This window comes from Promicromonospora sp. NFX87 (assembly GCF_048564965.1).
Lineage (GTDB): Bacteria > Actinomycetota > Actinomycetes > Actinomycetales > Cellulomonadaceae > Promicromonospora.
In genome coordinates this window covers 1,781,262-1,805,673 of record NZ_CP183413.1, presented here as the reverse complement: position 1 = coordinate 1,805,673, position 24,412 = coordinate 1,781,262, and the positions used below count along the sequence as shown (strand labels likewise).

The window sequence follows — 24,412 nt, the reverse complement described above, 5'->3', positions numbered from 1 at the left end:
ACGGCTTGTCGAAGGCTGTGTCGGGCTGAGGATCGGAGCACCTTTCTGATGGGCGAGACTACCGCGTGGGATGCGCGTTTGGAACTGACCGCGGACGGTAAAGGACTGGTCGCGAACGCGGGTGTGGTGGTGCTGCGCAAGACCGCCGATGCCGTCGGCCTGACCGCCCGGATCGGTGAGGTGTTCGGGCCCGGGCGGGTCGAGCGGATCTGCCGCGGGGCGGTGCTGGTGGGTGCGGCGTCGGCGATCGCTGCGGGGGCCAGGAACCTGTCGCAGGTCGAGCGGATGCTCGCCGGTCACACCGGGACGTTCGGGTCGTGCGGGTCGGACTCGACGCTGTGGCGGACCCTGGACTCGATCGACGAGCGGGCCTTGAAGCGGTTGTCACGGGCGCGGGCCAGAAGTCGTAGGACGTTGTGGCGGCTGCTGGCCGCGCGTCCGGGCGGGTTCCCGTGGCTGCAGGCCGGCGGCAAACGCCTTCACGGGTGGGTCGTGGTGGACCTGGACGCCACGATCGTGGGCTGCCACTCCCGCAAACAGAACGCCACCAGGACCTACAAAGGCGGATTCGGGCACCACCACCTCGGCGGCTGGATCGCGAACACCGGCGAAGCCCTGAGCATCTTGCCGAGGCCGGGGAACGCCGGCAGCAAGACCGCGACCGACCACATCACCGTGCTGGACGAGGCCCTGACGCAGATCCCGGACGAGGGCCGGCGTTCCAAGCTGCTGGTGCGGATCGACGGCGCCGGCGCGTCCCCCGACACGGTCAGCCACCTGGAACAGCTGGGCACCACCCGGCGCCGGGTGGCCTGGACGATCGGCTGGACCATCGCCACGCTCGAGGAGAAGGCGATCAAGGCCCTGCCCGAGCGGGCGTGGGCACCGTATCTCGACCAGGACGGCACCATCGCCCCGCCCATCCACTATGGCGACGGGACCCACGGCGAGACCCGGTCGGAGTACGGGCATGTCGCCGAGCTGACCGGGCTGGCGAAACGGCCCGGCTGGCCGACCAGCATGCGCCTGATCGTGCGGCGGGTCCCGATCGCACCACGCGACAAGGCCGCGGGGAAGGTCACCGCGCTGGAGAAGGCCACCGGCTGGAAATACGCGATCACCGCAACCAACATCGGCCGGATGCGTGGCATCCCCGGGACGAACCAGCCGCGGTGGCTCGACGTCCTGCACCGCCATCACGCCGTCGTCGAGGACCACGTCCGAGCCGCGAAGACCACCGGCCTGGGGCTGCTGCCCTCAACGTCCTGGCGGATCAACACCGCCTGGGTCCTGCTGACCGGCATCGCCCGCGACCTCGACGTCTGGACCCGGCTGCTCGCCTTCGCCGACCACGAGCTCCTCGCGAAAGCCGAACCAGCAACGATGCGCGAGCACGTCTACTCCCTGCCCGCCCGCTTGGCCCGCCACGCCCGCCGCAGGTGGCTGCGTTTCGACCGCGACCATCCCCACACCGACGCGATCACCACCACCTGGCACCGCCTCCAGGTCCTGCCCGCCGTGACCTGAACAGGCTAAAGACCGTTCCCACGAGCCCCAGAACGGAGTCATCGCAGACCCCCGGCCGGAACCGGCGCACGCAGCGACACGCGCACGGCAACCATGCCCAACGCGCGCCAACCACCAAATCAGACGAACCGCTCAGGCCAGGCTACCCACCATGTGAATGATCGAGGCTAGCCTTGGTCTGTGCCGCAACGGAGCAACTTCTTCCAACGGGTCATATTCGTTGTCCAGCAGCAGCTCGCCACGGGCTCAACGATCAAGGAGTCCGCGATGTTGCTTGACTCCAGCACGGGACAATTACGTGAAGTCGACATCCTCATCGAGGGCAAGATGCCCGGAGTGCCCATACCAATCCGGATTGGCATCGAGTGCCGCGACCACAAGAGTCCGCAGGATGTGACTTGGATCGAGCAAGCCTATGCGAAGTACCAGCATCTCCCGCTTGACCTTCTGGTGCTTGCGTCAAGCGTGGGGTTCACGAAGCAAGCTCGCACGAAGGCGGCGCACCTCAAGATCACGCTTTGGCAGCCAGAGACCCTTGAGGACGATGCCTCACGAGAGATCGTCGGTAAACTCAACTCGCTCTGGGCAAAGAGGCTATCCTACGAGCCGGCCGATATGGCGTTCCAGGCGATACTTGAGACACCGGAAGGCGAGCGAGTCGAAAGTGCTGAATTGTCGGGCCTTTTGTCCCACGAGCTGGTCGACAGCGACGGGGCCCCGCTCGCAGGAATTCACGACGTGGTTAGCACCGTCATCTCGTCGCAGCAGGACAGCGAATACCTGCGTGACGCGAAGTCGGGACCTGTCACCATTGACGTCAACGCCCCTGAGTTCAGCCTCACTCGCACCACCGACGGACTCGCAATAACGGCCCATGCCTACGTTATGGGGCAGCCGGAGCGTCGATACCGCATTCGTAGTCTCCAGGCCAAGGTCAGTGCGCAGGTGACAGTCGTTGAAGTGCCCCTCGAGCACCGGCGGCTGGCCGACACGCCGTACTCGTATGGCCGGGCCGACGTGGACGGCAACGGCGTGATGATTGTGGTGACAGAGCCCGAGGGACAACCACCGCAGGTCCTGATTGGTCCCTACGAAGGGCCCAAGTAGCAACCTTCCTTCAACTCGGTCCCTTCGTCCGACCGTTGGCTCTTGGACGGACCAGCATGGCGCGGCAGCCGACACAGATTGGGTGAATGCCCGCTCGTAACAGATCCAACAGTGTCGCCGCCAGTCACCGTTGCAGGCGCCGCAGCCGCACCCCGCTGTCACGCCAGCTGACGTCCTCCAGCGCCCAACGCCCAGCGCCCAACGCCCAACGCCCAGCGCCCAACGCCCAGCGCCCAGCGCCCAGCGCCCAGCGCCCAGCGCCCAGCGCCCAGCGCCCAGGAGACTCTGGTGCACGCCTGCCGGCGCTCGTCCCTGCTCCTTCTTGGTGTGATCCACCGAGACCACGCCGTGGGCTCCGGTGGGTACGTCCGGGTTATGGCCCGTCCGAAATCGGACATAGCCCGGAGTCGTACGACCTATATATCTCTCCGAGACCAAGGTGGAGGGTGAAGTTTTCCCACAACCACTCCGTGCAGGTCTATGTGACGTCGTCAAAAATCATCCGGGCGTTTAGTTGCCAGCAGCCGAACCACGAGCCACGATGGCCTATCGTCCATTCGCCAAATTGTCATGAAGGGCCCCTCATGTCCACCAGACCAGTACACGTCCGGGTCGGCGAACACACCGTGGTGGTGATGGCTGAAGAACTCGACGTCGAAGACCGGGAGGATGAGGAAGGGCCAGTCGCTGACCGCTCCCCCAGCCTCACAGAGGCAATCGCCGCAGCGGCTGCCGCAACTGAGGAAGCAGCACGTGCGTTCCTGCGGGAGGGTACCGTGTCGGTCACGGTTGAAGCTGGACTAGAATTCGCTATAGAGACAGGAGCGCTCGTTTCTGTTCTCGGGAAAGCCTCAAGCAGTTCCTCATTAAAGATCATAGTCACCTACGAGCGGGCGAACCTGTCCCGTTTGTCAGATTGATTGAGACTGTGATGACGGGCGCCGAGCCGACGGTGACGGCGCATGAACTACTTCAGTCTGTTACATATCTGGTTGAGGCCAAAAGCGCCAAAGGCGTTGGCCGCGGGACTGCATTCGCAATCACCCCTCGCCACCTCGTCACAGCTCGCCACGTAGTAGAGGGCAGCGACGTATCCGATTTGCTCGGGCCTGCGGCGAATCACTCCATACCGCCTAAGAGGCGGGCGAAAACGATATGGAATTCCGAAACACACGGCCAGGACTGCGACGTAGCAGTACTGGAAATTACCGACGGACCAGACTTGCCTCACGTTCCCATTCTTGGACCAGCCCGTGGCGAGCGCCCGATTCTATCAGGATTTGGCTTTCCCTCCGGAAAGTACACCGGCGGTGGGGATCCGTTCGTTGTCACGATGCTTGGACGCGGAAAACTATCACTCCCTGGCCCTGAATTGGACAAAATTGAGGGTTCCGCGATTCACCCCGGGGCCAGCGGCAGTCCGCTTCTTGACGCTTCAACCGGAAAGATTTGCGGGATCGTGGTCGTCTCGAATAAACACGAAACAGCCCGCGCCTTCCCGACCGAAGATCTCTTAAGAGACAACCGCGACCCACGTCTCGCAGGGGTAAATTACCACCTCTCGAACGACTCGATCTTTAGTGGATGGGTCGATCGGCTAACTGATGCGCAAATTCGTACCGGCAATCTTGAACACCTTACTCGTGAGGTTCGACTGCTGATCACGATCATCGGTCGTCACGCGGCATTGGATCGCTTCGGAATCTTCACCAATGATGGCGGCGATGCCCCTCCGCTGGCCGCGGTTTACGAATACCCTTCCCTAGTTCGACACGGTGTCGGCGTAGACATCGGACAAAGAGCCTCACTGGTCAACCTCGGGGACGACGACGAATCTTTTGTGTTACTGGCAGGGGCCGGGGGCGGAAAGTCTGCAGCTTTGCGGATGTATAGTATTGCCGCGCTGGAATTGGTTGGGCGAAACAAGCTTCCAGGTGTCGTGCCGGTTCCGATACTGGCTTCGGAAATCAACCCTCATGAACCGATCACGTCCTCAGTGTGGCGGTCACTCAAGCGCATGCCAGAGTTCTCGGAACATGAGTGGCGGCCAGACTTGTTCGATGTCCCACCCGTTAACTCCGGCAGTCGATGGCTACTCCTCGTTGACGGCCTGGACGAAGTAGTCGACGTCGGCAGGCGCAAACAAATTGTCTCCAAACTCCACGAAGCACTGAGGGCGCATGAGCATTTCCGGGTCGCAGTCGCGACAAGACCGCTCACAACGAGCGAACACGCTGCCCTTAACCGGCTCGTTGGTTCGGTCTGGTCACTTGAACCTCTCGACCCAGGACAGCAGAAAACCATCGTAAAGGAGTGGACGAAAAGCGCGCGGAATTCCCCCGAACTAGTTAGGGGAATTCTTGCCGACACTCCTGCCGATCTCCTCGGCAATCCACTTCTTCTATCGATCGCTTGTCGCATTCGCATGATTGACCCAACTGCGACAATTCCTCTATCTCGAAATGGACTGCTCAACGAGTATTTTCGTGCCGTTCGAGAATCGTTCTATGAACCCGAAGGTCCCCCGCTTATTGACGTAGCTGCAGCTGTTGCAGCGCGATTCGGACCCGCGAGTGAACTCGCCGCACGAGAGGTCGTCGAGAGCGCATACGACCATCTTGGAGATTCTGCTCTCTCCTGGGTCGAATCCGGCCGGGATCAGCCGACCATCCCTGTGCCGGCGGTACCGGTGAATGCAGCCATTGATGGCGAAAAATGGCGAACGCTTTGCATCAGTATTTATCAACGAACCGGGCTTGCGCAGATCGTTCTAAACCAAGCCGTCTTTGCCCACCAGATCTTGGCGGAGTACGCCGCATCGAAAAAATGCCAGGATGACGCCGCCCGTGATACCCAGATTCTTTTATCACTCGTGGGCAAGGATCCACCCCCGCACGTTTGGTCAAACCGTTCGTTCATGCGCTTTGCTTCTGCCCGCTGGATCAAGGACGAGCGCTTTGTAAGGTTCGTCCGTGGTGCGATAGCCCGACGAGAGAAAGCTGCCTTTGACCTTGTGGCAGGGCTTGTATCAGATCATGTCGAAGTACCTTCAGCGCTTATCAAGGCCGTAGCGAAGGCGACACAGCATTCGTTCGATCCCTCGATCGATTCAGTCGAACTGCATGAAACTGTCCGAGTGCGGCTGGCGATCTCCGACCCTCGACTTGAGCATGACCTGCTTGTCCTTAGTTCGAACCTGGGTGCTCGGGCTGACGTCAGGGTGCACGCTTACGTCATCGCGACCGCGGTGAATGCCGGCGCCGCGGTGCCGACCGACGGTGACCTCATGGGGTGGACCGCCAGCCTCAGGGACGACCTTCGAGAATGGCTCTCTCGTGCGGACAGGAAGGTCGTCACCGGCGCACTTGATCTGGCGCGGGACGAACTCATTGCGTTCTTCGATCGTGAGGAGCTCGTAGAGGCGCTTGCCTTCCTCCAGGATCCCGCGGCGGTCAGTCTAAGGAGCCGTCTCGATCAAAGACTGGTTGGTCCGCTGCTGCGCACCGTACGGAGCGCCCATCCCGAGTCCGACGTCTCGCTGATCGAGCGAGCCTACTTCGTCGCGGAGAAAGCCCACCGCGGGCAGATGCGCAAGAGCGGCGACCCGTACATCACGCACCCCGTCGCCGTCTCCACGATCCTCGCGGAGCTCGGCTTCGAGGGCACGACGATCGCCGCCGCGCTGCTGCACGACACGGTGGAGGACACCGACTACTCGCTGGACTCACTGCGCTCCGACTTCGGCGACGACGTCGCGCTGCTGGTGGACGGCGTCACCAAGCTGGACAAGGTGAAGTACGGCGACGCGGCACAGGCCGAGACCGTGCGCAAGATGGTCGTGGCGATGGCCAAGGACATCCGCGTGCTGGTCATCAAGCTGGCCGACCGCCTGCACAACGCCCGCACCTGGAAGTACGTGCCCTCCAAGTCGGCAGAGCGCAAGGCGCGCGAGACCCTTGAGATCTACACTCCGCTGGCTGGCCGGCTGGGTCTGAACACAATCAAACGAGAACTGGAGGACCTCTCCTTCCAGACTCTGTACCCCAAGGTGTACGACGAGATCGTGAATCTGGTGGCCGAGCGGGCACCCGCGCTCGAAGAGTTCCTCGACGTGGTGAAGGGCCGGATCGAGCTGGACCTGCGCAGCGCCAAGATCAAGGCAACCGTGACAGGGAGGCACAAACACTACTACTCGATCTATCAGAAGATGATCGTACGCGGGTACGACTTCGCCGAGATGTTCGACCTTGTGGGCGTGCGCATCATCGCGGATAACGTGCGCGACTGCTACGCGGCGCTCGGCGCCATGCACGCGCGGTGGAACCCGGTCCCCGGCCGGTTCAAGGACTACATTTCGATGCCGCAGTTCAACATGTACCAGTCGCTGCACACGACGGTGATCGGGCCAGGCGGCAAGCCCGTCGAGATCCAGATCCGCACGCCCGAAATGCACCGCCGCGCCGAGTACGGCGCGAGCCCACCGTCACAAACGTATATCGACAGCGCTGGTCGCGAACAATTGTATGGCGAAGCACACGGGTCTGAGATGGCTACCTATCATCCGAAAGGCCGGGACATGGCCTGGCTCAACCAGCTCGTGGACTGGCAGCACGAGACCGCCGGCCCGGCGGAGCTTCTCGACTCGCTGCGGTTCGAGATTGGCGACGAGGTCTACGTCTTCACACCCAAGGGCATGGCGATGGCGCTGCCGGGCGGCGCGACACCCGTCGACTTCGCCTACGCCGTGCACACCGAGGTCGGCCACCGCACCATGGGCGCCCGCGTGAACGGCCGCCCGGTGCCGCTCGACTCGCCGCTCGAGAACGGCGACGTCGTCGACATCCTCACCTCCAAGTCAGACACGGCCGGGCCGAGCCGGTACTGGCTCGGGTTCGTCAGGTCGCCGAAGGCGCGTAAGAAGATCCGCCGGTGGTTCACCAGGGAGCGTCGCGAGGAGCCCGTCGAGACCGGCAAGGACTCGATAGCGAAGGCGATGCGCAAGCAGGGCCTGCCAGTCGAGCGCCTCATGTCGCACGAGACCCTGCTCGGGGTCGCGGACGAGATGAACTACCAGGACGTGATCGCGCTGTACGCCGCCGTCGGTGAAGGGCTGATCTCCGCGAACAACGTGGTGGACAAGCTCGTCAAGGCGCTCGGAGGTGCGGACGGCGCCGAGGCGGACGTCGCCGAGGCGGCCCGGCCCGGCGGCTTCACCGCCCGGCGCGTGCGCTCGGGCGACCCGGGCGTCATGCCCAAGGGCTCCGACTCCGCCGACGTGTGGGTCAAACTCGCCAAATGTTGCAGGCCGGTGCCGGGCGACGACATCGTCGGCCTCGTCAACTATGGTCATGGTCATGGTCATGGTCAGGGCGTGAGCGTGCACCGTTCGGACTGCGTGAACCTGGACGGCCTGCGCAAGCAGCCGGGACGGCTCGTCGAGGTCGAGTGGACGCAGGGGGCGAGCACGATGTTCCTGGTGCAGATCCAGGTCGAGGCGCTCGACCGGTCCCGCTTGCTCTCGGACGTCACCCGCGTGCTGTCCGAGAATCAGGCCAAGGTCCACTCGGCCCTCGTCTCGACGTCGGACGACCGGCTCGCGGTCTCCCGGTTCATCTTCGAGATGGCGGAGCCCGCGCACCTCGCCACGGTGCTCGCCGTGGTCCGGAAGGTCGAAGGCGTGTTCGACGTGCACCGCATCACCGGCACCAGGCCCGTCGAGCGGCAGCAGCAAGCAGACGAGGCCCTCGACGGCACAGAGGAGGACGTCGAGACCGTCAAGGACCCAAATGAGACCTCATCGTAGAAGGCGTTCTACATGGGAGTTCCACAGGGGACTCATCTGCCACGGAGTTCGCCGAGCGCCCGCCCTAGTTCGTCCTAGGCAGACCTAGGGTTTAGAGGACCTGCCTGTTCCGGCCCGACCAGCACGGGGACTCTGTCCGCGGGTGAGATCAGCGCTTCCACGGCATCGAGACACAGGAGTCCCATGGCGAAAGGGCACGAGCAGACGAGGAGTCCCAGTTATCGCCAAACGACCCTTCGATGCCTGTAAAGCCGCGGATCCGGCGGAAGCCCATCGGTCGCCGTGCCATCTCCGTGCCACTCTCGCTGATCTCCAGCCCTGTTTCGCTTTGGGCCGGATGAATCGTGACCATGGTACGCGCGCACGCCGCCATCAGCGCCGTGGAACACAGGCTCGGCTCCACGGGCGGGGACAAGGCAGGGACGACACGTCATCGTCGCCCCATCCTGCCCGGCAATGTGAACACCATCAGCAGTGGCTGCGTGCGATGGGCTTGGTCGAGCGTGCGTCGGCAGGCTTATCCGCTGGCTTTGATCCCGAGCTTGAAGAGCGCGGCCTCAACCGCATTCACCGCAGGCTTAGCAACACTGTTCGACTTCAGGAACGTGAGGATTTCCTCCAGGTCGTGTCCCCAGCCGGTACCGATCTCAGTTGTCGGGCCGAGCAGTTTCGCGAGTAGTAGCGCCCATGCTTCGGGCGCGCGTTCGATCGCTTCCACGCTCACAGGGAACATCGACCAACTTCCATGTGGAGCGATTCCGCAGGTGGCCCGATCCAGGAGGCCTAGGCCTGTGGTCAGTTCGGGGCCTTGTGGTAGCCACGCCACCCAAGCCACCAGTTCGGTGAGCTCTGATGGTGGCAGGTTTCGGGGGACGCCCGAGAGGCGGCGCTGGACATAGTTGTTCATCCACTGCTTCCACGCTGCAAGCCTCGATGCGTCGTCGAGCGCAGCGAAACGACGACTGATCTCACCGGTCCATGCCGCTCGCAGCTCGTCGTCCCCGACAGCCACCAAGCGGCGCAGCCACTCGATGCGGTCGCTCTCTGACATGGTGCTATTGATTGCGATGATGGAGATCCAGCGCACGAGGTCCCGTCGCAGTGCTGACCCGGGTTCAACGTGCTCGGCGCAGGAGATGAGCCAATCCCGCACGCCGGCGTCGAGCAGGTTCTCTCCCAACTGCCCCTTGAGGACCACTGACCAGGCAGGCTCGGACTCGCTCCATGGACGGGCCTCGGGGTCGAGGAGGGTGAGCAGCCGTTCGTTGGCCCATGTGGGGTCGGCCCGGTGGAAGAAGAGGAGGTGTCTGAGCAGCGCCGCCTCTACGAGTTGCGGATTCTGACTGAGATTGAGTAGTTCCTCCAGGGCGGTGCGAACGCCTTCGGAGAGGAGGCCGCCGGGGTAGGTTCCTTCTCGAGCCTCCTCGATGGCGGCCGCTGCCCAGTACTCCGCGAGCTGGCCAACGGGCGAATTGATCGCCATCATCCCCAGGTCGGTTCCGGTGACGTTCGACCCTTCGCTAGCAAGGTAGGGGAAGACCTTGCGTGCGAGTGTCCGGCCATCGGGCCGCAGGGTCCATCGGTTCCGGAGGTCGGCGTCGTTCGCCCATGGAATGAGTAGACGCACAACGCTGTGGACGAGGCCGGTGATATTCGTACTGAGCAGTAATTCCGCGATCCGAGTCAATTGGGTCTCGCTCAGGTCTGAGCTGGCCCAACCCTGGATGACGCGTCCGCGAATCCGATCGTCGCCTGTCAGGCCCCAGATGGTGAGACCGTCCTCGGGCCACTGCTCTGTTGTACGAGTGAGCATGTCGCCTCCGCCCCACCACCAGTCGCCGTCGTCGGGACGAGGTTGCAAGCTAAACTGGCTGAGAGCATTTTCCGCGTCTGCCTCGATCATCGCGTGGAATTCTTGAGGCTTCCACGGCCACTCGTCCTCGATGCTCGTGGATCCGGACTCCATGTACATATCGAGGTCCGGGTGTGGGCCGGGCAGCCATTCCGGATGCCTTGATTCGATCTCGTCCAGCGCCGCGGGTCGAGGCACAGCAGGTGACCGTTGAAGTATCCAGTGCAGCAGGTCGTACACCTTGCGATCGTGGTACCTGGCTAGTGGATCTTCGTTGGAGTCGTCGCCTTCAGCCTGTGGTCCGTCGACGATCGCAGCGATCAGCGCCGCCATTTGGCTCTCGTCCAGTTGCGGCGCGACGTCTGCGATCAGCATGTAGACCTCGTGCCGGCAGTCCCTGTCGAACAAGCGCCCGGGGTCAAGTAGGTGCTCGACTTTCTCCGCGAGGAGGCTCTCGTCTCCGTCAGTCCGCAGGTCATGGAGCGCGATGCGGCGAAGCAGCGGCGCGTCGCTCGCGAACCACAGGTGACGGAGCATGCGAGCGTTGGCAGGCTCATCGACCCTGTGCGCAGCGAGCAAGTCGCGAGCCAAGTCGATCAGTGCACCTGCCGTTTCGTGTAGCCCTCCCTCGTCCTGTTCGTGAGGTTCTATCGCTGACCGCGAAAAACTCCAGGGATCGAAACGCCTTTCCCCCTCCGCGACCAGCCGGTGAGCCTTCTCGAAAAAGGATGTAATCCAGGTGAGAGACGCACGACAGATGCGGCTCTCTGGACCGAGCATTCTCCGCTCTATTCCGGTTCGGAGCCGCCAGTTGTTTGCCGTGATATCAGCGCCGCTGACACCTCCATAGGTTCGCAGTTGAGGAGGTGACCAGCAGTCCACGATCTTTTCAATTAGGAGCAAGGTGTCCTGGTCGGAAAATACGGCATCAGACGCCCAGAGGAGTTCGAGGTTTTCCCGACCGGCGCTACCCTCGGGAAGGTCGGCACCGAGCACCCATCTCAACCACGTCGCGGGTACCTCACCGGTCACCTGTTCGCGCATTAGCGCCCATACAATTGTCTCCACGAGCACAGGATCAGTTTTCGATCCATTAGCCAAAACCGCTTCGTGAACCACGTCCCAGCACCCCGGCTCGACACCTTCGCGCGCTACCCAGTACGCAATGGCCTTGACGCATCGGGGGTCCAGGGAGGGAACCCGTACGTTATCCATGAGCGCTCGGATTGGTGCTTGCGCGGCCATCCATTGGGCCCATTCCCTCCCCCGCGCTACGGCGCACACCTCATCCACGAGCGCCGGGTCCTCAAGCGCGGAACTGAGGAAATCTTCGTCGTCCGGATCCGATGGAGGCGTACCACCATTGAACAGTCGAACACGTTGACCCCTGTCGTAAGAGGTGCTTGAGGACCACGTGCTCCAGCGCGTGAGCGCGTCGACCAGGTCTCCATGGGCGTGGGGCGTGTAGGTGATCGGGGTAATTCCCAGGGCGGCCCAGTGTGCCGGCTCGTCGCGGTCGGTGAAGATATAGCGGGGCCTCGCGCCGGAGGTGAGGCCTTTCGCAAAGTAGTCCATCATGCGGTCTTCGTGACTATAACCGACAAAGCACACAACAAAGGCCGAGAAGAGTCCCCGGAGAAAAGTGGGTGCCCAGCCGCGAGTAATGTATGCCTCACCGAAGTCGGAGTCGGTGACAATGAGGTCACGGGGTGGTTGGCTCTTGTGTCCGTGGAGGTGGACTATGCCTTCAAATCTGTCACCGAGGGGTACGCCTGGCGCTTTGTGGATTTCAGCACTCCGGCTCTGCGCCCGGAGTGCTACGTGGAGGAAATTGTCGAAATTGGTCGTCACGAGTCGGATCGTCCCGGGCGCTGCCGCAAGTCGTGCAAGCGCGTCGTGCATTGTGTTCCGGCGGCGGCCGCGCTCGATCTCTCTCTTGACGTGTTCGTGCACGTCGACACCAGGCGTCTTGTCGATAGACCCGAGGTAGACATCCGGCTGCTTCAGTTCATCATCAGCGGGCTCCGGCAGGCTAGCGAGATCTGCGACTCGCCGAGTCAGGTCAGTGAATGAGGGCAGTGATGTTGGTGGCCCCATAGAGGCGCCTGCTCCCACAAAGAAGACCACTTGCCCCTCAGCGTGGGCCTGAACCAGCTCGTCGGGGATATTGATGCTTGCAAAATGCACTACTCCACCCTCCCAGCGCATGCTGAAATCCCTACCGGCCTGATTACGCCGAGGGTCGGGCGCCCCCTGCCGGGCACACCGCCGAGCCTATTCCGACCTGGCTGGCCTCGTGGGCGTGGCGTTGGCTCCTCCCAGTTCCTCACCCGGGTGAACCCTTCGACGGCACGCTTCGCCGCAGGGGGACGTCGCCTACCAGGTGCGAGTCGCCCCTGACCACCAGGTCGGAAAGCATCAACGGCGGCCGCGACGCCGTGCAGGGCGTTACAGGCGGGGGCACCTGGCTCACAGCCTTGCAGCGCCCCCGGGGTGAACTTGAGCGGGTTGGTTCGATCGAGTGCTTCAGCGCTGCCCGCAGCCAGGACCAGTGGTTATCTTGAACCCATGATCGACGCGGTTGGCAAGCACGTCTTCGTCTCCTACGTGCACGAGGACGGTGACGAGGTCGACCAGCTGTGTGCGGTCTTGGAGGCAGCGCAGATTCCGTACTGGCGCGATCGCAAGTCTCTCGGCCCCGGCGATGCGTGGAAGGCAGAAATTCGCCAGGCCATCCGCAGCGGATCGCTCGTGTTCCTTGGATGCTTCTCGGACAATTCACGCCGGAAAGATGCCTCGCACATGAACGAGGAACTGACCCTCGCCGTCGAGGAGTACCGCAAGAGACCTCCCGGTCGAACCTGGCTGATCCCGGTCCGGTTCGATTCGGGCGAAGTCCCCGAGTGGGATCTCGGTGCGGGACGGACCCTGAGCGATCTGAACTACGTGGACCTGTTCGGGACCGGCTACCCGGCTCAAGCCGCTGCGTTGGTGACGACAATTCATGGCGTCATGGGTGACAAGCAACTCAGCCCAGCAGCAGCCCTGGAAGCGGTCGAGCAGGCAACAGATGTGGATCGGGCCGACCTGCTGAAGAAGCTCACCAAGGAGATGCTTCTCGATTCCAGGAGACGGATCCAGCTCGATGATCTGGTGTCTCAGGAGGTCCAGCGCGTCCTCAAGGCGATCAACGATCCGGACCGGGTGGCTGGTCCACTGGTCGGTGACGGGAAAGAACAGATAGTGAGCGTGGCCACCGCGGCCAGAGATCTATGGGGCTTGACCAAGCCGTTCTGTTCGTCGCTCCAGGTCGCTGCACGGTGGGGAGAACCCGAAGCGCTAGCGCCGTGGACCAATGGTCTCCGGTCGTTCGTTCAGTCCTCCATCAAGACACAGGCCGGCCCACAGGCGCTGCTCGACCTTCGGCACCTGCCCGGCGTTGCTTCTCTGATGACCGCTGGCATGGCATGCGTATCGAGTCAGAAATGGGGGAGCCTCAAGACGCTCGTGGTCGACCCAATGGTCAGAGGCAGCTACGAGAACAAGCCGCAGGCTCTGCTGGAGGCGACTGATCCGTACGCCCCGTTCAACCAGCCAGAATTGGCCGTGCATACGCTCGCCCGGGCCAGCATCGAGGACAAGCCTCTCGCGGACGCTCTGACGGAGTTTACGGAAAGGCGCGCGAGCAAGTACCACACACCCGTCGCGGAGTGGCTTCACAAGGAACTGCGACCCCTGTTCCTGGACCACTGGCCGGACGACGAAGAGTTCACGGCGATGTTCGACCGTACTGAGGCTGTTCTCGGAGTCCTAGCCCAGGACGCTGTCAACGTTCGCATTGCCGCCCGAGGCGGTGGCTGGGGCCAGTCACGTTGGTTCGGTCGGTTGACCTGGCGTGCGTGGCGCTACGGCAACGCGGTCGAGGATCTGCAACAGGAACTCGCGACCGAGAGTGCGATGTGGGGTCCGTTGCGAGGCGGACTCTTCGGAGGCGATGTCGACCGGGCCAAGGCAGCGCTGGACAAGTACGCCGAACACTTCGGCGAGATCGCCAAGCAACAGAGGTTCTCACACCTGCACTGATGGCTCGTGGCATGCCAGCCGGCTCATTAATCGGCTACCGACAGCGATCGTTGAGCACACGCAGTCGCTGCGAAACGTCGGCGGCGGGCTCAAATCCCAGCTGGTATCCGCCTACGCGCAACCGCCACTCGCGCAAAGCTTCCTCGGGGTCGGTCGCCCAAGTCGGTTCTCGGATGGAGTACCCAGCGTTCTCGGATGGAGTACCCAGCAAGGACTTCCTCGATGATCCGCTCGACGAGATACCGAACGGCGCTCAGGCCGGAATCCAAGCGTCGCCTGGCCAGTCCCGCGTTGAAGCGCCCCGCAGCGGGCATTCGCCTCGTCACATGGGTTGCCGCTCGCACACAGGCGACCCGCTCCCTCCTACGGGGCCCCGGTCCTAGCGATGGCCGCTACGGCGCTCAGCAAGAGGGATGCCGCGCTCGTTCACCCACGCCTCAACCTCACGCCGCCAGGCCTGCCGTAGGTGAAGTGGATCAATCTGCCCAGCGTCCGTCAGCAATGTCGAGTCACTCACGCCGTCCTCAGCGAGCATTTCGACTGTGAGTCGACGAACTGTCACCACCAGTTCGCGGGCGGTCTCAGCGACCGTATCCAGCAGCGCGGTCACCTGGGCGGGTTCCCCGTCAACACGACGTGCGTGCGTAAGCTTGCCATCATCGGGTGTGCGGGACGCGTCAATAAGGAGCGGGATTCCGACCTGGGCAGCTTGACCCGTCCGCGTAGAGTCGGGCGTCGAGACTGCCACGTCCAACGACTCGTCCTCCCATGCAGGGAGGAGTTGGGCAATGAAGATGCCGTCGCCGGCCGCACCGGCCCGCACAGCATGTTTGACCAGTAGGTCCGCGAGCCGCAAGACGGCGAACTCCAGCTCGGGCTGTTCGACGTTCGTCCACTGGAGCGTACGAGCGCGCTTCAAGGATCCGACAGCGGCCCCGGCGAATCCACTGCCATCAAGCCAGAGTTCGTGGTGCTGATATTGCGAGACCGGCGACGAAGGATCCGACGTGATTACGATGCGCTTGCGGCGGACCCTTTCACTGAAATTCCGATACTCGCTGGGCTCGAGCGGCATTTCGCCCTGCCAGTCAAACACCAGGCCAAGGGCAGCACCTGGCTCGGCAGCCGAGAGCGGCAACTCGCCAGGCAAACTTGGGACGAACGCGACAGCAACCCAGGCGTTGCTCGCCCGGGCCAGAGCTGGTCGCGCCAACTCAGCGATCTTCTGAGCGCGGTCCTGGTCCGAGCGCGCCATCTCGAGCCGGTTCCTGTACCGGTCGGCGACCTCAGACTCCGACAGATAGTCGGTCATCGTGGAACGCCGCACCGGGTAGCTGAGCTGAGTCCCGTTCACGACCGCATGCGGTGCGTTCGGGCTCCGTGGAACGGCGACGATGGCGATACCCGTCCCAGACGCGTCAGGGTTCCGGACCCACCGCACGTGAACCTGCGGGAGCTTCGGCGCTATGCGGCTCGCGGTGACCGATTGGACTCGCTCCTCGAAGTCGTCAATCTGGTCGACCGGCGCCAAACCGGCCGCGGCATCCCGACCATTGTCGTCAATGCCATAGATGAGGACCCCGCCAGTAGCATTGGCGAACGCGGCACAGTCCTTCGCGAACTCCTTGTTGTTGTCCCACCATTGGCTCTTAAATTCTAGGTCGGCCGCCTCAGGAGTCTGCATGCCGATTGCTCGTTCGACTGCCTGCCAGACCTCGTCGTCAGTTGCGTCAAACAACCCCGTGTTCAAGGCAAGGGCCTGTTCGACGCGGAGGAACCGGGCTGCCATAGCAGCAAGGTAGTCCGGTACTGAACGCGTGTCGACAAGACAGTGACACCCGAGGCTGGACCGCGCCGCATCGCTGGAAGCTCAGTGGGAGCTGGTGGCTCAACTCGACGCCACTCCGCAGTTGGTCCATCACGGGGATTTCATCTCCCCGTGACTTCGGGCGGATTGATGCTGCTGACCTCGGCATCCCCACGCGCGCTTGGCAGCGTCCGGTACTCGGAACCGTCAGTATTCCCCCTTGTACAGCGGTGAGCTGGCTGACAGACGCATGCCAAGGAGTTCGCCCGAGCGCCCGCGATGAACGTTCGGCTCCGCGGCCTCAGCCGGCGATCGACTGGAACGACGACCGAGGATACTACCGGTCAGGGTGCCTTTGGCATGCCGGGCGACCTTGATCCGCTCGAGCAGGAACTTGTTGAGGAGTGCGGCCCGCCAGGTCTCCTCGTTGCCGCCCGCGCCATGGTCCCGGCCGGCCATCAGGGCAGTGAAGGCATTCCGCATGGACCCGCCTCCGCTGCACAACGAGGCCGCGCGCAACGGCCTCAAGCTCACGATCGCCGCGATCACGGAGCGGGCACCTAGGCTTGCCACCCATGAGACCGGAGACATGGGCTTTATTGGGTGTGGCGGTCGGCGCCGCAATCAGCGGTTTAATTCAGTTCATGCACTTGCTGGTCCAACGCCGGTGGGCTGTGGCCGATTCCCTACGTTCGCACGACCTCGAACGTGAGGCGCGCCTTTTCGACCACCGTCGAGTCGCCTACGTCGAGTTCATGGAACAATTCCGCAAGACATTTAGCTCCACAGATGCTCAGGTGAACGGCGACGTGAAGCCGCTGGAGTTCAGCGATCCTATCTACGCCGAACTTTCCGCGGCTGCGGAACGCGTTAGCATCTACGGGAGCGAGTCGGCGCACGAAGTAGCGCATGAGGCGACGTTCGCCGTGGGAGTCTATTGGCTCGTGGGAACCAACCCAGATAGATCGGAGGAACCAGGCGAGCACCAGGAGTTGCGCGACCAACTGCACAAGTTGCTCGAAGACTTCCGAACTGTTGCACGTCGCGACCTTGGCGTAGAAATGCCCAGACGCAGATCGAAGCCGCAACCCGCGAGCCTCCCCTGGCCTGGGCTTGAGACTGTTTCAGAAGGCGACATCAGCGAGGGCTTCACCGACCAGCATGGGGATAGCCTGAATGGAGACGGTAGTCCAGCAATGCCGTCTGAGGACTTACATGGCAAGCCCTAGCCTGACGCTTCCAGCCTCAGTGTCCGGACGGACACCTGGCAACGTCCGATATTCCGAACCGTCGCTGTTCCGCCGTGCCGTGTGCGAGCTCACTCTGCGGCCACAGCGGTGCGACGTCGCTGGCACTCGCTAGAGCGGCTGAAGCCTCCGGCCGGCAGGTTCGTCAGACGACTCCCCCAGGTCGGCTGACGCACGCGGACTTGTTGTCGCAGGGCTCGCACACCCTTTGGCCCACCACGGCGTCCGCCCGGACCGCCAGCGGTGGCTTGCCGTCACGGCCAGCGCCATTGCTTGGCCACCTCGGTGCGGTACTTGATCAGCGGCTCGTTCCACGCCGGGCCGAGAACTGACGCCCAAGGCTCCGCCGTGCTGGCATGCTTCAGTTCCTCAAGAAGTTGTGCTTCAACCATCGGTGGCTCGTCGTCAAGCCATCGTTCGTCGAGCATGAATTCTCCGGCGTAGGGGTGCCGCGCCCCGCGCAACCATTGCGCCAGTCCAAGTCGATACTCAGTATCGTCCATGATCTGAGCCACGGAGGCTTCGTCCACGACCGATTCGAGGATCGGGCGTAAAACCATCCGCAGGTAGTGGCTCCCCGGATACCTCCAGGTGTTCGTCGACTCTCCCTCGTCACGGGGCAATCTGTTCACGATCTCTGGGTCGACCACATATACCGGGTGCAGAACGGCTGCGGCAGGCTCTGGTTCGCGACGGCCTAACGGGCTACGCCAAGTCGGTTCAGTCGCGAGCCTCCAGAGCAGGCGCTGATTACCTGAAGCCTGAGCAGCAGCCGCCATCGTGAACAAGATCAACTGCGCGGGCAAATGTTGTAGCGCCCATACCGCATCGATATACGCGCCGTCAGGGCTCCGGCGAACATTGAGCGCATGCTGAAGGAGTCGAACCCAGAGGTCAGCGTGAGTCCCGTCGTCATGAAACACGCCGGCGGCTACCAGCGGCAACAGCGGCTCCGTCGCTGACCGGTACGCATCCAGACAGGACTTCGCAACCTGGGGCTCTGCGATTTGCGGGTTGTACGCCCCCTGCGACTTCGCAGCTTGCTGGATCAGATCCAGCCGGTCCATGACGAGATCATGAAGTTCGATCCTCTTCAAGGGATCGGGCAGGAATCGCTTGACTCTCGCTACCGCCATGGCCGTCGTCAACGGCGGCTCGGCAAGACGATCCAGAGTCTCGAGATTCGACAACAGCCCCATGAACAACGCATCCGCATCAGCCGCGTCGATCCCAAAGCCATGCCTGGCAGCGAGCAGACGCTGCGCGTTCCCGCCGCGGCTGCTTCTGCTGTCCCAGTACATCGGGTATCGACGGCCCGGCGCCTTCTCGATCTCACCAACGAGTGCCGTGTCCCAGTCGGCCGACCATCCCGAGATGAGGAGCCCGTACTCATCGAGGATCTGTTGCAGGAGTGCTGTCCACGCCTCTGGGTAGAGCGCGAGTTCCTCATCCGTATTGAGCGAATCGGTGTCCTTGTAGTCGCCGTGGAGCTTGATCACGGTTGCAGGCGCGTGTGCAAGCGGCCTCATCCCGACCGCTGCCGACGGTCGCGAGATCACCTGCGGCTCGACCCCTGCGGCATGGAGCGCCTGTTCCATCAATCTGTCAAAGTTCGTCGTCACGATCACGCGGACCACACCACGCTTCACGAGCTGTGCGAGTGCCTCGTGTGCCCGACTAGGTCGGATCGGCTCGACATCTTCGCCAGCCTTAGGCTCAAGGAAGCTCTCGAGTATCGCCTGCCGAGTGGGTGCGGTAGGAGCAAGTTTCTGCAGCAAGGATGAATAGCCAAGCTGCTCCTCGAACCTCCCGACCCACCAGGCCTCAGCGTCGGCGACAGCGTCTGCCTCCGCTTCGGGCCCCTCCTGAGCAGCGACACGCCGCACCAGCTCGTTGACGATCCCCCAGCCCGTTGGCACGCCCGCTCCTGTTGAGACTCCCGATCCGAGCAGGACCGCGTAGACCCCAGGCTGTGCGTGCATCGCAGTCGCAAGCATCACGCTGGGAGACAGAGGGATCGCCATGACGAGGATGATAGGAGACCGCACTCACATCGTTGCCGTGCCGCACGGCACGACGCATCGTCAGTATCCGACGCAGAATTCGGGTGGGGCGACGCTCGCCACCTCCGCATCAGGACGGACTCGCACGAAGCGCAAGAGGTGGCGGAAGTTCGGTCCTGGCTTGGAGGGCATTCTGACCGGCCAGCCCGGCAATCTGGCGTGACCACCTGCCTTGACGAGCCAGGCGCCACTAACCTGTCCAGGAAGTGAAGGTGCCGGCCACTGAACCGGACAGCAGTGATGACCGGCCGATGAGGGGAAGCCGTGGCCAACGACCGCCTGCGCATACGCCGGGAAGCGACACCTTCGCCGTCAGGCAGCGGACGTCACATGACCCGAGCAGAGCTCGCTGAGGCCGTCAACCAGTACGTCTGGAGCACAAGCCGCAAGCGGATCTGTCTCGACGCGGACACCGTCTCCCGCTACGAGCGCGGACAAATCCGCTGGCCAAGCGCGGCGTACCGCGAGGGACTTCGCGCCATCCTCGGGGTCGGAGCAGACGTTGACCTCGGATTCCATCCCACGCCCCGCGGCAGAACCGTGTCCGCAAGCGACTCGATAAGGCCATCGGGCCAAACGACCTCCGCCGCAGACAAGAGTTCTGTGAGCGAGCCCAGTTCCGCCTCAAGCGCCAACAGTTCACACAAGGTGAGTATGGAGACGCGTCTCGCTGCGATCGGAATGGCGCTGACAACTTTCCCCGCCTCCGCGGACCGGATTCCTCATGCGGATCTGCTGAAGAAGGCGAAGGCTGCTCACGATGCGTATCAGGGTGCTCAGTACGTTCACCTCGCACGGGCGTTGCCTGGACTCATCGCCGCGGTCGCAGACGTAGGCAGCAGCCGTTCGGAGCAGGCCGCACGTAGCCACGTGTACCTGGTGACGGCCAAGCTGCTGAGCAAGATCGGCGATGCTCAGATGGCCCACCTAGCCGCTGATCGAGCGCTGCAGGCTGCCCTGCTGTCCGAGCAGGTAGAGCTGGTGTCCGCGTGCGCTTATCAGGTCACATGCACGCTGCTGAGGGAACATGGTCCAGCCGAAGCCGAGCAGTTCAGTGAAGCGGCCTTCTGCAGGGCCGGGACGTCGAGTCCGACACAGATCTCTACCAAGGGTGCGCTCGCGCTGATCAGCGCGGTAGCTTCAGCGCGCCGAGGAGATCCCGCCTTCGCGCAGAACTGGCTCGGCCAGGCAAGACGCCTGGCCGACAGTTTGGGCACCGATGCGAACTACGCCTGGACGGCCTTCGGTCCGACGAATGTCCGCATCCATGAGGTCTCGGTCGCCGTTGACCTCGACAAGCCAGATCGCGCGATCGAGCTCGCGGCGCCGGTCGACACGGACCTGCTTCCCAGCGGTCTGAAGAGCCGGCGTGGTCAGCTGCACATCGACAGCGCTTGGGCGTATCTCCAGATCGACAGAGATCCTGAGGCGGTGATCAATCTGCTCGAGGCCGAGCGGTTTGCTCCCCAGACCGTGCATCACAGTGCCAGCGTCCGAGGTCTGGTGGCGCAGATGCTCGAACGTCAAAGTGGAACTCCTGGGCTTCGCGGGCTCGCACGACGTGTCGGTGTCGCCGCATGAGGACCCGGAGCGTCTACGTGATCGCATCGGCCGCCCCACCGGTCCAGCACATCAAACACCTGCTCGACGCGCTCGATGACACCGGGTGGCAACCGAGTCTGATCCTCACCCCGAGCGCAGCGACATGGGTCGACATCGAGGACCTAGCCGATCGCGTCAACGGACTCCTGCGGGTGCAGCCCCGAACCCCGCAAGACCCTGACCCCTTGCCTCGTGCCGACGTCGTACTCGCGGCACCCCTGACCTTCAACACCCTCAACAAGTGGGCCAACGGAATCAGCGACACCCTCGCCCTCGGACTGCTGAACGAGGCCATCGGCCTCGACCTACCGGTGTTGGCAGCGCCCGTGATCAAGGGCGTTCTGCGAACACACCCTGCGTACCCGGCAAGCATCGCAACACTCCAACGTGCCGGCGTGCACCTGATGGACCCGGACACGGTGACGATTCGTCGCGACGACGGCACCGTCACCGCCGACTGGAGTGCCATCGCGCAGCGCTTGGACCAACTCGTCCCTCCGAAGGCGTAGTGGGCGGGTGGCTGACACGTCAGCGCTATGAGGCAGCAACCAAGCGGCGCGTGAATCCGGCGTCCACGAGTCTGTCGTACGCAGCCCGCACCACCGCAGGTACCTGAACCGGTACCGCAAACCTGGCCTCGGCGTACACCCACAGGCGCTGCGTGTCCCCGACGAGCATGTTCAGCACCCGGTCCGGATCAGCGATGGACTCGATGTACTCCCCCAGCCCGAGCCAACGCGCCGAACACACCAGATCGAGCGAGGGCCAGACCTTGCGGGCAGTAGCCCACGCGCGTCGTTGCTGGTACGGCTTGCTGATGATCGTCGCCGATGACACTTCAATGTTCCGCGCTGCCAGCAAATCCCGCGTGAACCTGAAATTCTCACTGGTATTAGTCGCCTTCGACTCGACGATTATCGCCTGAAGCGGGACGTCGAACTCCATGGCTCGATCGGCAAAGTAGACTGCCTCACCCCGAGGGAACCGATCAAGCGTCGTAGGCGCATTCGCTCCCGTGAAGACCACGACGGGAAAGCGCCCCTTCTGGTACAGGTCCGCAGCGTGTTCCGCCACGCCGATGTCGTGACTACCTAGACCTATCCCGATATCGGTCGCTCGGCCTTCGTCAGGCATCTGATGAAAATCCCAGAGGATCTGAGCATCCTGCATCACACCTGCGGAGAACATGGCCGCCAGTTTGGCATGGCCATCAGCGCACGTGGATTCGTTCTGCCCGAGCGGCATCCGGCGCTCGTTGGACGGCTGTGCTACTCACAGCCAGATTGCTGTCTTTGCACGCATTGAATGCCCTCCCCCACTCAGCCCCGGCGGAACGACAGTTACAGGCAGCCCGCTGAGGGCCAATGAGATGCCATAGCGCCACGGGGAGAAGAACCAGTGATGACAGCCGGCCAGACCACACGGACCACGACCCAGCGCCTGGTCGCGCTCGACATCGACGGGACCCTGATCGGGCAGGACCGCAGGATCCCACCCGGAACCGTCGCGGCATTGGACCTGGTCCGGGCAGCAGGCCACCACATCGTCCTCGCGACCGGCCGGTCCCTCATCGGCCTCGGACCGATCGCCACCAGGCTGGGCCTGGTCCAGGGATACGCCGTCTGCTCCAACGGCGCCTTGACGATCCGCCTCGACCCCACCGCCCCGACGGGCTACGCGGTAGTCACCTCCAGGCACTTCGACCCAAGCCCGGCGATCCACCAAGCCCTTGAGATCGCGCCAGACGTACGAGTCGCCGTCGAGGAAATCGGCTGGGGCTGGCGCGTCAACACCCCGTTCGATCCAGGTCACCTCAACGGACCGCAGAAGAAGACGCCGCTCTCAGACCTCGTCGCCGCACCCGCATCACGCGTCGCGCTCCACTCCCCCGGCATCGGCCACCACCGCGACACCCTGAGCGCCACGGAAGTCACAGCCACTCCCGCCGGCCCGGACTGGCTCGACCTCACAGCCCCGGGAACCAGCAAGGCCGCAGCGCTGGAAGCGATCCGCACGCGACTCGGCGTCCCGGCAGAACAGACGGTCGCCGTCGGGGACGGGATCAACGACCTCGAGATGCTCGCCTGGGCCGCGCGATCCGTCGCGATGGGCCACGCCCCCGCCGTCGTGCAAGCCGCAGCAGACGAGGTGACCGGGACCATCGAGGAGAGCGGCGCGGTCGCCGTCCTGCACTCCCTGCTGCCGCCCGACGTCGACGTCGGCTCCCTGTCGCCGCTGGCGGCCCAGCTCGCGACCGCCGTCGTCACCGCGCACGGGGCCGCGAAGATCGTGCGGGTCTGGCACGGGATTGGAGCCGGGCTCTCCCGCTGCGAGGTCTGGACGCTGCGCGATGGCGCCTGGGTTCGGCACGCCCCGATCCCCGCCGGAACCGGAGCCACGATGCGCGCGATCGAGAGGGCCGCGCGAGAAGCGGGACTCACCTATCCACGAGGTGATGAAGGACGCCGTCGCGCCCACTGGCGCGCCAGCGTCCTTCATGACGGCCCGGCTGGGTTCGACCTGCCTCTGTCCCTCACCTGACGCCCGCACGACCGACGTCTGACCGACTTCGTGCGGCCCGTCACCCGAAAGCGAGGTACTTCTCCGTGTGACTTCTGGGTTGGTAGTCACTCGAGCAGGTCAGGCGCACCCCGTCGGCTGCATCCCGCACCTGGGCTGAGACCCGGCGCCGTCCCGGTGCTGAGGGCATCCGGAACAGGGGGCACCGCGCACTCTCGCAGCGCGCGGTGCCCGAAGAGACGTCCGCTCCGGTTCAGATGAGCTTGGCCGAGAGCGTGATCGTCGTTCCCGAAAGAGCTCGGCTGACCGGGCAGTTGGCCTTGGCGTCCTGCGCCGCGGCGACGAACGCATCCTCGTCGATGCCGGAGACAGTGCCCTCGACGGTCAGATGGATGCCGGTGATGCCCTCGCCGGGCTGGAACGTGACATCGGCGGACACCGTGAGCCGGGTCGGCGCGGTGCCCGCTCCTTCAAGGCCGTGTGTCAGGGCCATGGCGAAGCAGCTGGAATGGGCCGCGGCGATCAGCTCCTCCGGGCTGGTCTTGCCGTCCGCCTGCTCGGCGCGCGACGGCCAGGACACCGGCTGGTCAGCGATGCCAGAGGAGTCGAAGGTGGCGATGCCGCCTCCGTTCAGCAGGCCGCCTTCCCAGACGGTGTGTGCTGAGCGCGTGGTTGCCATGATGAGTCCTTTTCTCTTGCGGTGCGTAGACAAAGAACGACGAGCGCGACCCGGCGATCGGGCCCGTGCTCCGTTCCCGCAGATTCTGTTCGAGGACCGACCCTCGGACATCGGCTGATCGA

The 24,412-nt window shown here is 63.7% G+C and carries 15 protein-coding genes and 1 pseudogene; 10 read left to right on the top strand and 6 right to left on the bottom strand.

Features of this window, described 5'->3' with window-relative positions; translation table 11 throughout:
• The first annotated feature begins 78 nt into the window (after nt 1-78).
• The 5 genes and pseudogenes from ACNYC2_RS08080 (at nt 79) to ACNYC2_RS08060 (ending at nt 8,437) form a co-directional block, all read left to right on the top strand.
• Nucleotides 79-1,527 (top strand): IS1380 family transposase, encoded by a 1,449-nt coding sequence (locus ACNYC2_RS08080; protein ID WP_419706530.1) that lies wholly within the window; start codon nt 79-81, stop codon nt 1,525-1,527.
• A 267-nt stretch (nt 1,528-1,794) separates the two neighbouring features.
• Nucleotides 1,795-2,634 (top strand): hypothetical protein, encoded by an 840-nt coding sequence (locus tag ACNYC2_RS08075; protein WP_419706529.1) that lies wholly within the window; start codon nt 1,795-1,797, stop codon nt 2,632-2,634.
• Between the two features lie 584 nt (nt 2,635-3,218).
• Nucleotides 3,219-3,554: a CU044_2847 family protein gene (locus ACNYC2_RS08070; protein ID WP_419706528.1), complete on the top strand. Its 336-nt coding sequence runs from the start codon at nt 3,219-3,221 to the stop codon at nt 3,552-3,554.
• An 11-nt stretch (nt 3,555-3,565) separates the two neighbouring features.
• Nucleotides 3,566-4,081: pseudogene (locus tag ACNYC2_RS08065) on the top strand (S1 family peptidase); the annotation flags it as partial.
• Nucleotides 4,082-6,022: 1,941 nt separating this feature from the next.
• On the top strand, nt 6,023-8,437 hold the full coding sequence (locus tag ACNYC2_RS08060) for a RelA/SpoT family protein (protein ID WP_419707790.1): 2,415 nt from the start codon (nt 6,023-6,025) through the stop codon (nt 8,435-8,437).
• A 517-nt stretch (nt 8,438-8,954) separates the two neighbouring features.
• Here the strand turns inward: ACNYC2_RS08060 and ACNYC2_RS08055 are convergent.
• Nucleotides 8,955-12,497 (bottom strand): SIR2 family protein, encoded by a 3,543-nt coding sequence (locus tag ACNYC2_RS08055; RefSeq protein WP_419706527.1) that lies wholly within the window; start codon nt 12,495-12,497, stop codon nt 8,955-8,957.
• A gap of 360 nt (nt 12,498-12,857) precedes the next feature.
• Here ACNYC2_RS08055 and ACNYC2_RS08050 point away from each other — a divergent pair, with 360 nt between their 5' ends.
• On the top strand, nt 12,858-14,372 hold the full coding sequence (locus tag ACNYC2_RS08050) for a toll/interleukin-1 receptor domain-containing protein (RefSeq protein WP_419706526.1): 1,515 nt from the start codon (nt 12,858-12,860) through the stop codon (nt 14,370-14,372).
• Between the two features lie 379 nt (nt 14,373-14,751).
• On the opposite strand, the gene ACNYC2_RS08045 is transcribed toward ACNYC2_RS08050, so the two are convergent.
• Together ACNYC2_RS08045 and ACNYC2_RS08040 are read right to left on the bottom strand one after the other, a co-directional pair.
• Nucleotides 14,752-16,161 (bottom strand): helix-turn-helix domain-containing protein, encoded by a 1,410-nt coding sequence (locus tag ACNYC2_RS08045; RefSeq protein ID WP_419706525.1) that lies wholly within the window; start codon nt 16,159-16,161, stop codon nt 14,752-14,754.
• A gap of 225 nt (nt 16,162-16,386) precedes the next feature.
• A complete protein-coding gene (locus ACNYC2_RS08040; protein ID WP_419706524.1) occupies nt 16,387-16,728 on the bottom strand; it encodes a hypothetical protein in 342 nt (113 codons plus the stop codon).
• Between the two features lie 26 nt (nt 16,729-16,754).
• On the opposite strand from ACNYC2_RS08040, the gene ACNYC2_RS08035 reads away from it, so the two are divergent.
• A complete protein-coding gene (locus tag ACNYC2_RS08035; protein ID WP_419706523.1) occupies nt 16,755-17,408 on the top strand; it encodes a hypothetical protein in 654 nt (217 codons plus the stop codon).
• 272 nt (nt 17,409-17,680) lie between these two features.
• Here the strand turns inward: ACNYC2_RS08035 and ACNYC2_RS08030 are convergent, their stop codons facing one another.
• Nucleotides 17,681-19,450 carry an SIR2 family protein gene (locus tag ACNYC2_RS08030; protein ID WP_419706522.1) on the bottom strand — a complete coding sequence of 590 codons (1,770 nt, stop codon included), beginning with the start codon at nt 19,448-19,450 and terminating at the stop codon, nt 17,681-17,683.
• A 303-nt stretch (nt 19,451-19,753) separates the two neighbouring features.
• On the opposite strand from ACNYC2_RS08030, the gene ACNYC2_RS08025 reads away from it, so the two are divergent.
• Together ACNYC2_RS08025 and ACNYC2_RS08020 are read left to right on the top strand one after the other, a co-directional pair.
• Nucleotides 19,754-21,070, top strand: coding sequence for a helix-turn-helix domain-containing protein (locus ACNYC2_RS08025; protein ID WP_419706521.1), 1,317 nt, complete (start codon nt 19,754-19,756; stop codon nt 21,068-21,070).
• Between the two features lie 17 nt (nt 21,071-21,087).
• A complete protein-coding gene (locus ACNYC2_RS08020) occupies nt 21,088-21,600 on the top strand; it encodes a flavoprotein (RefSeq protein WP_419706520.1) in 513 nt (170 codons plus the stop codon).
• Nucleotides 21,601-21,625: 25 nt separating this feature from the next.
• On the opposite strand, the gene ACNYC2_RS08015 is transcribed toward ACNYC2_RS08020, so the two are convergent.
• Nucleotides 21,626-22,336 carry a YdcF family protein gene (locus ACNYC2_RS08015; protein WP_419706519.1) on the bottom strand — a complete coding sequence of 237 codons (711 nt, stop codon included), beginning with the start codon at nt 22,334-22,336 and terminating at the stop codon, nt 21,626-21,628.
• A 156-nt stretch (nt 22,337-22,492) separates the two neighbouring features.
• Between ACNYC2_RS08015 and ACNYC2_RS08010 the strand changes: the two genes are divergently transcribed.
• A complete protein-coding gene (locus ACNYC2_RS08010; RefSeq protein WP_419706518.1) occupies nt 22,493-23,632 on the top strand; it encodes an HAD family hydrolase in 1,140 nt (379 codons plus the stop codon).
• Nucleotides 23,633-23,864: 232 nt separating this feature from the next.
• Here ACNYC2_RS08010 and ACNYC2_RS08005 read toward each other — a convergent pair whose 3' ends face one another.
• Nucleotides 23,865-24,290, bottom strand: coding sequence for an OsmC family peroxiredoxin (locus tag ACNYC2_RS08005; RefSeq protein ID WP_419706517.1), 426 nt, complete (start codon nt 24,288-24,290; stop codon nt 23,865-23,867).
• Nucleotides 24,291-24,412: the final 122 nt, after the last annotated feature.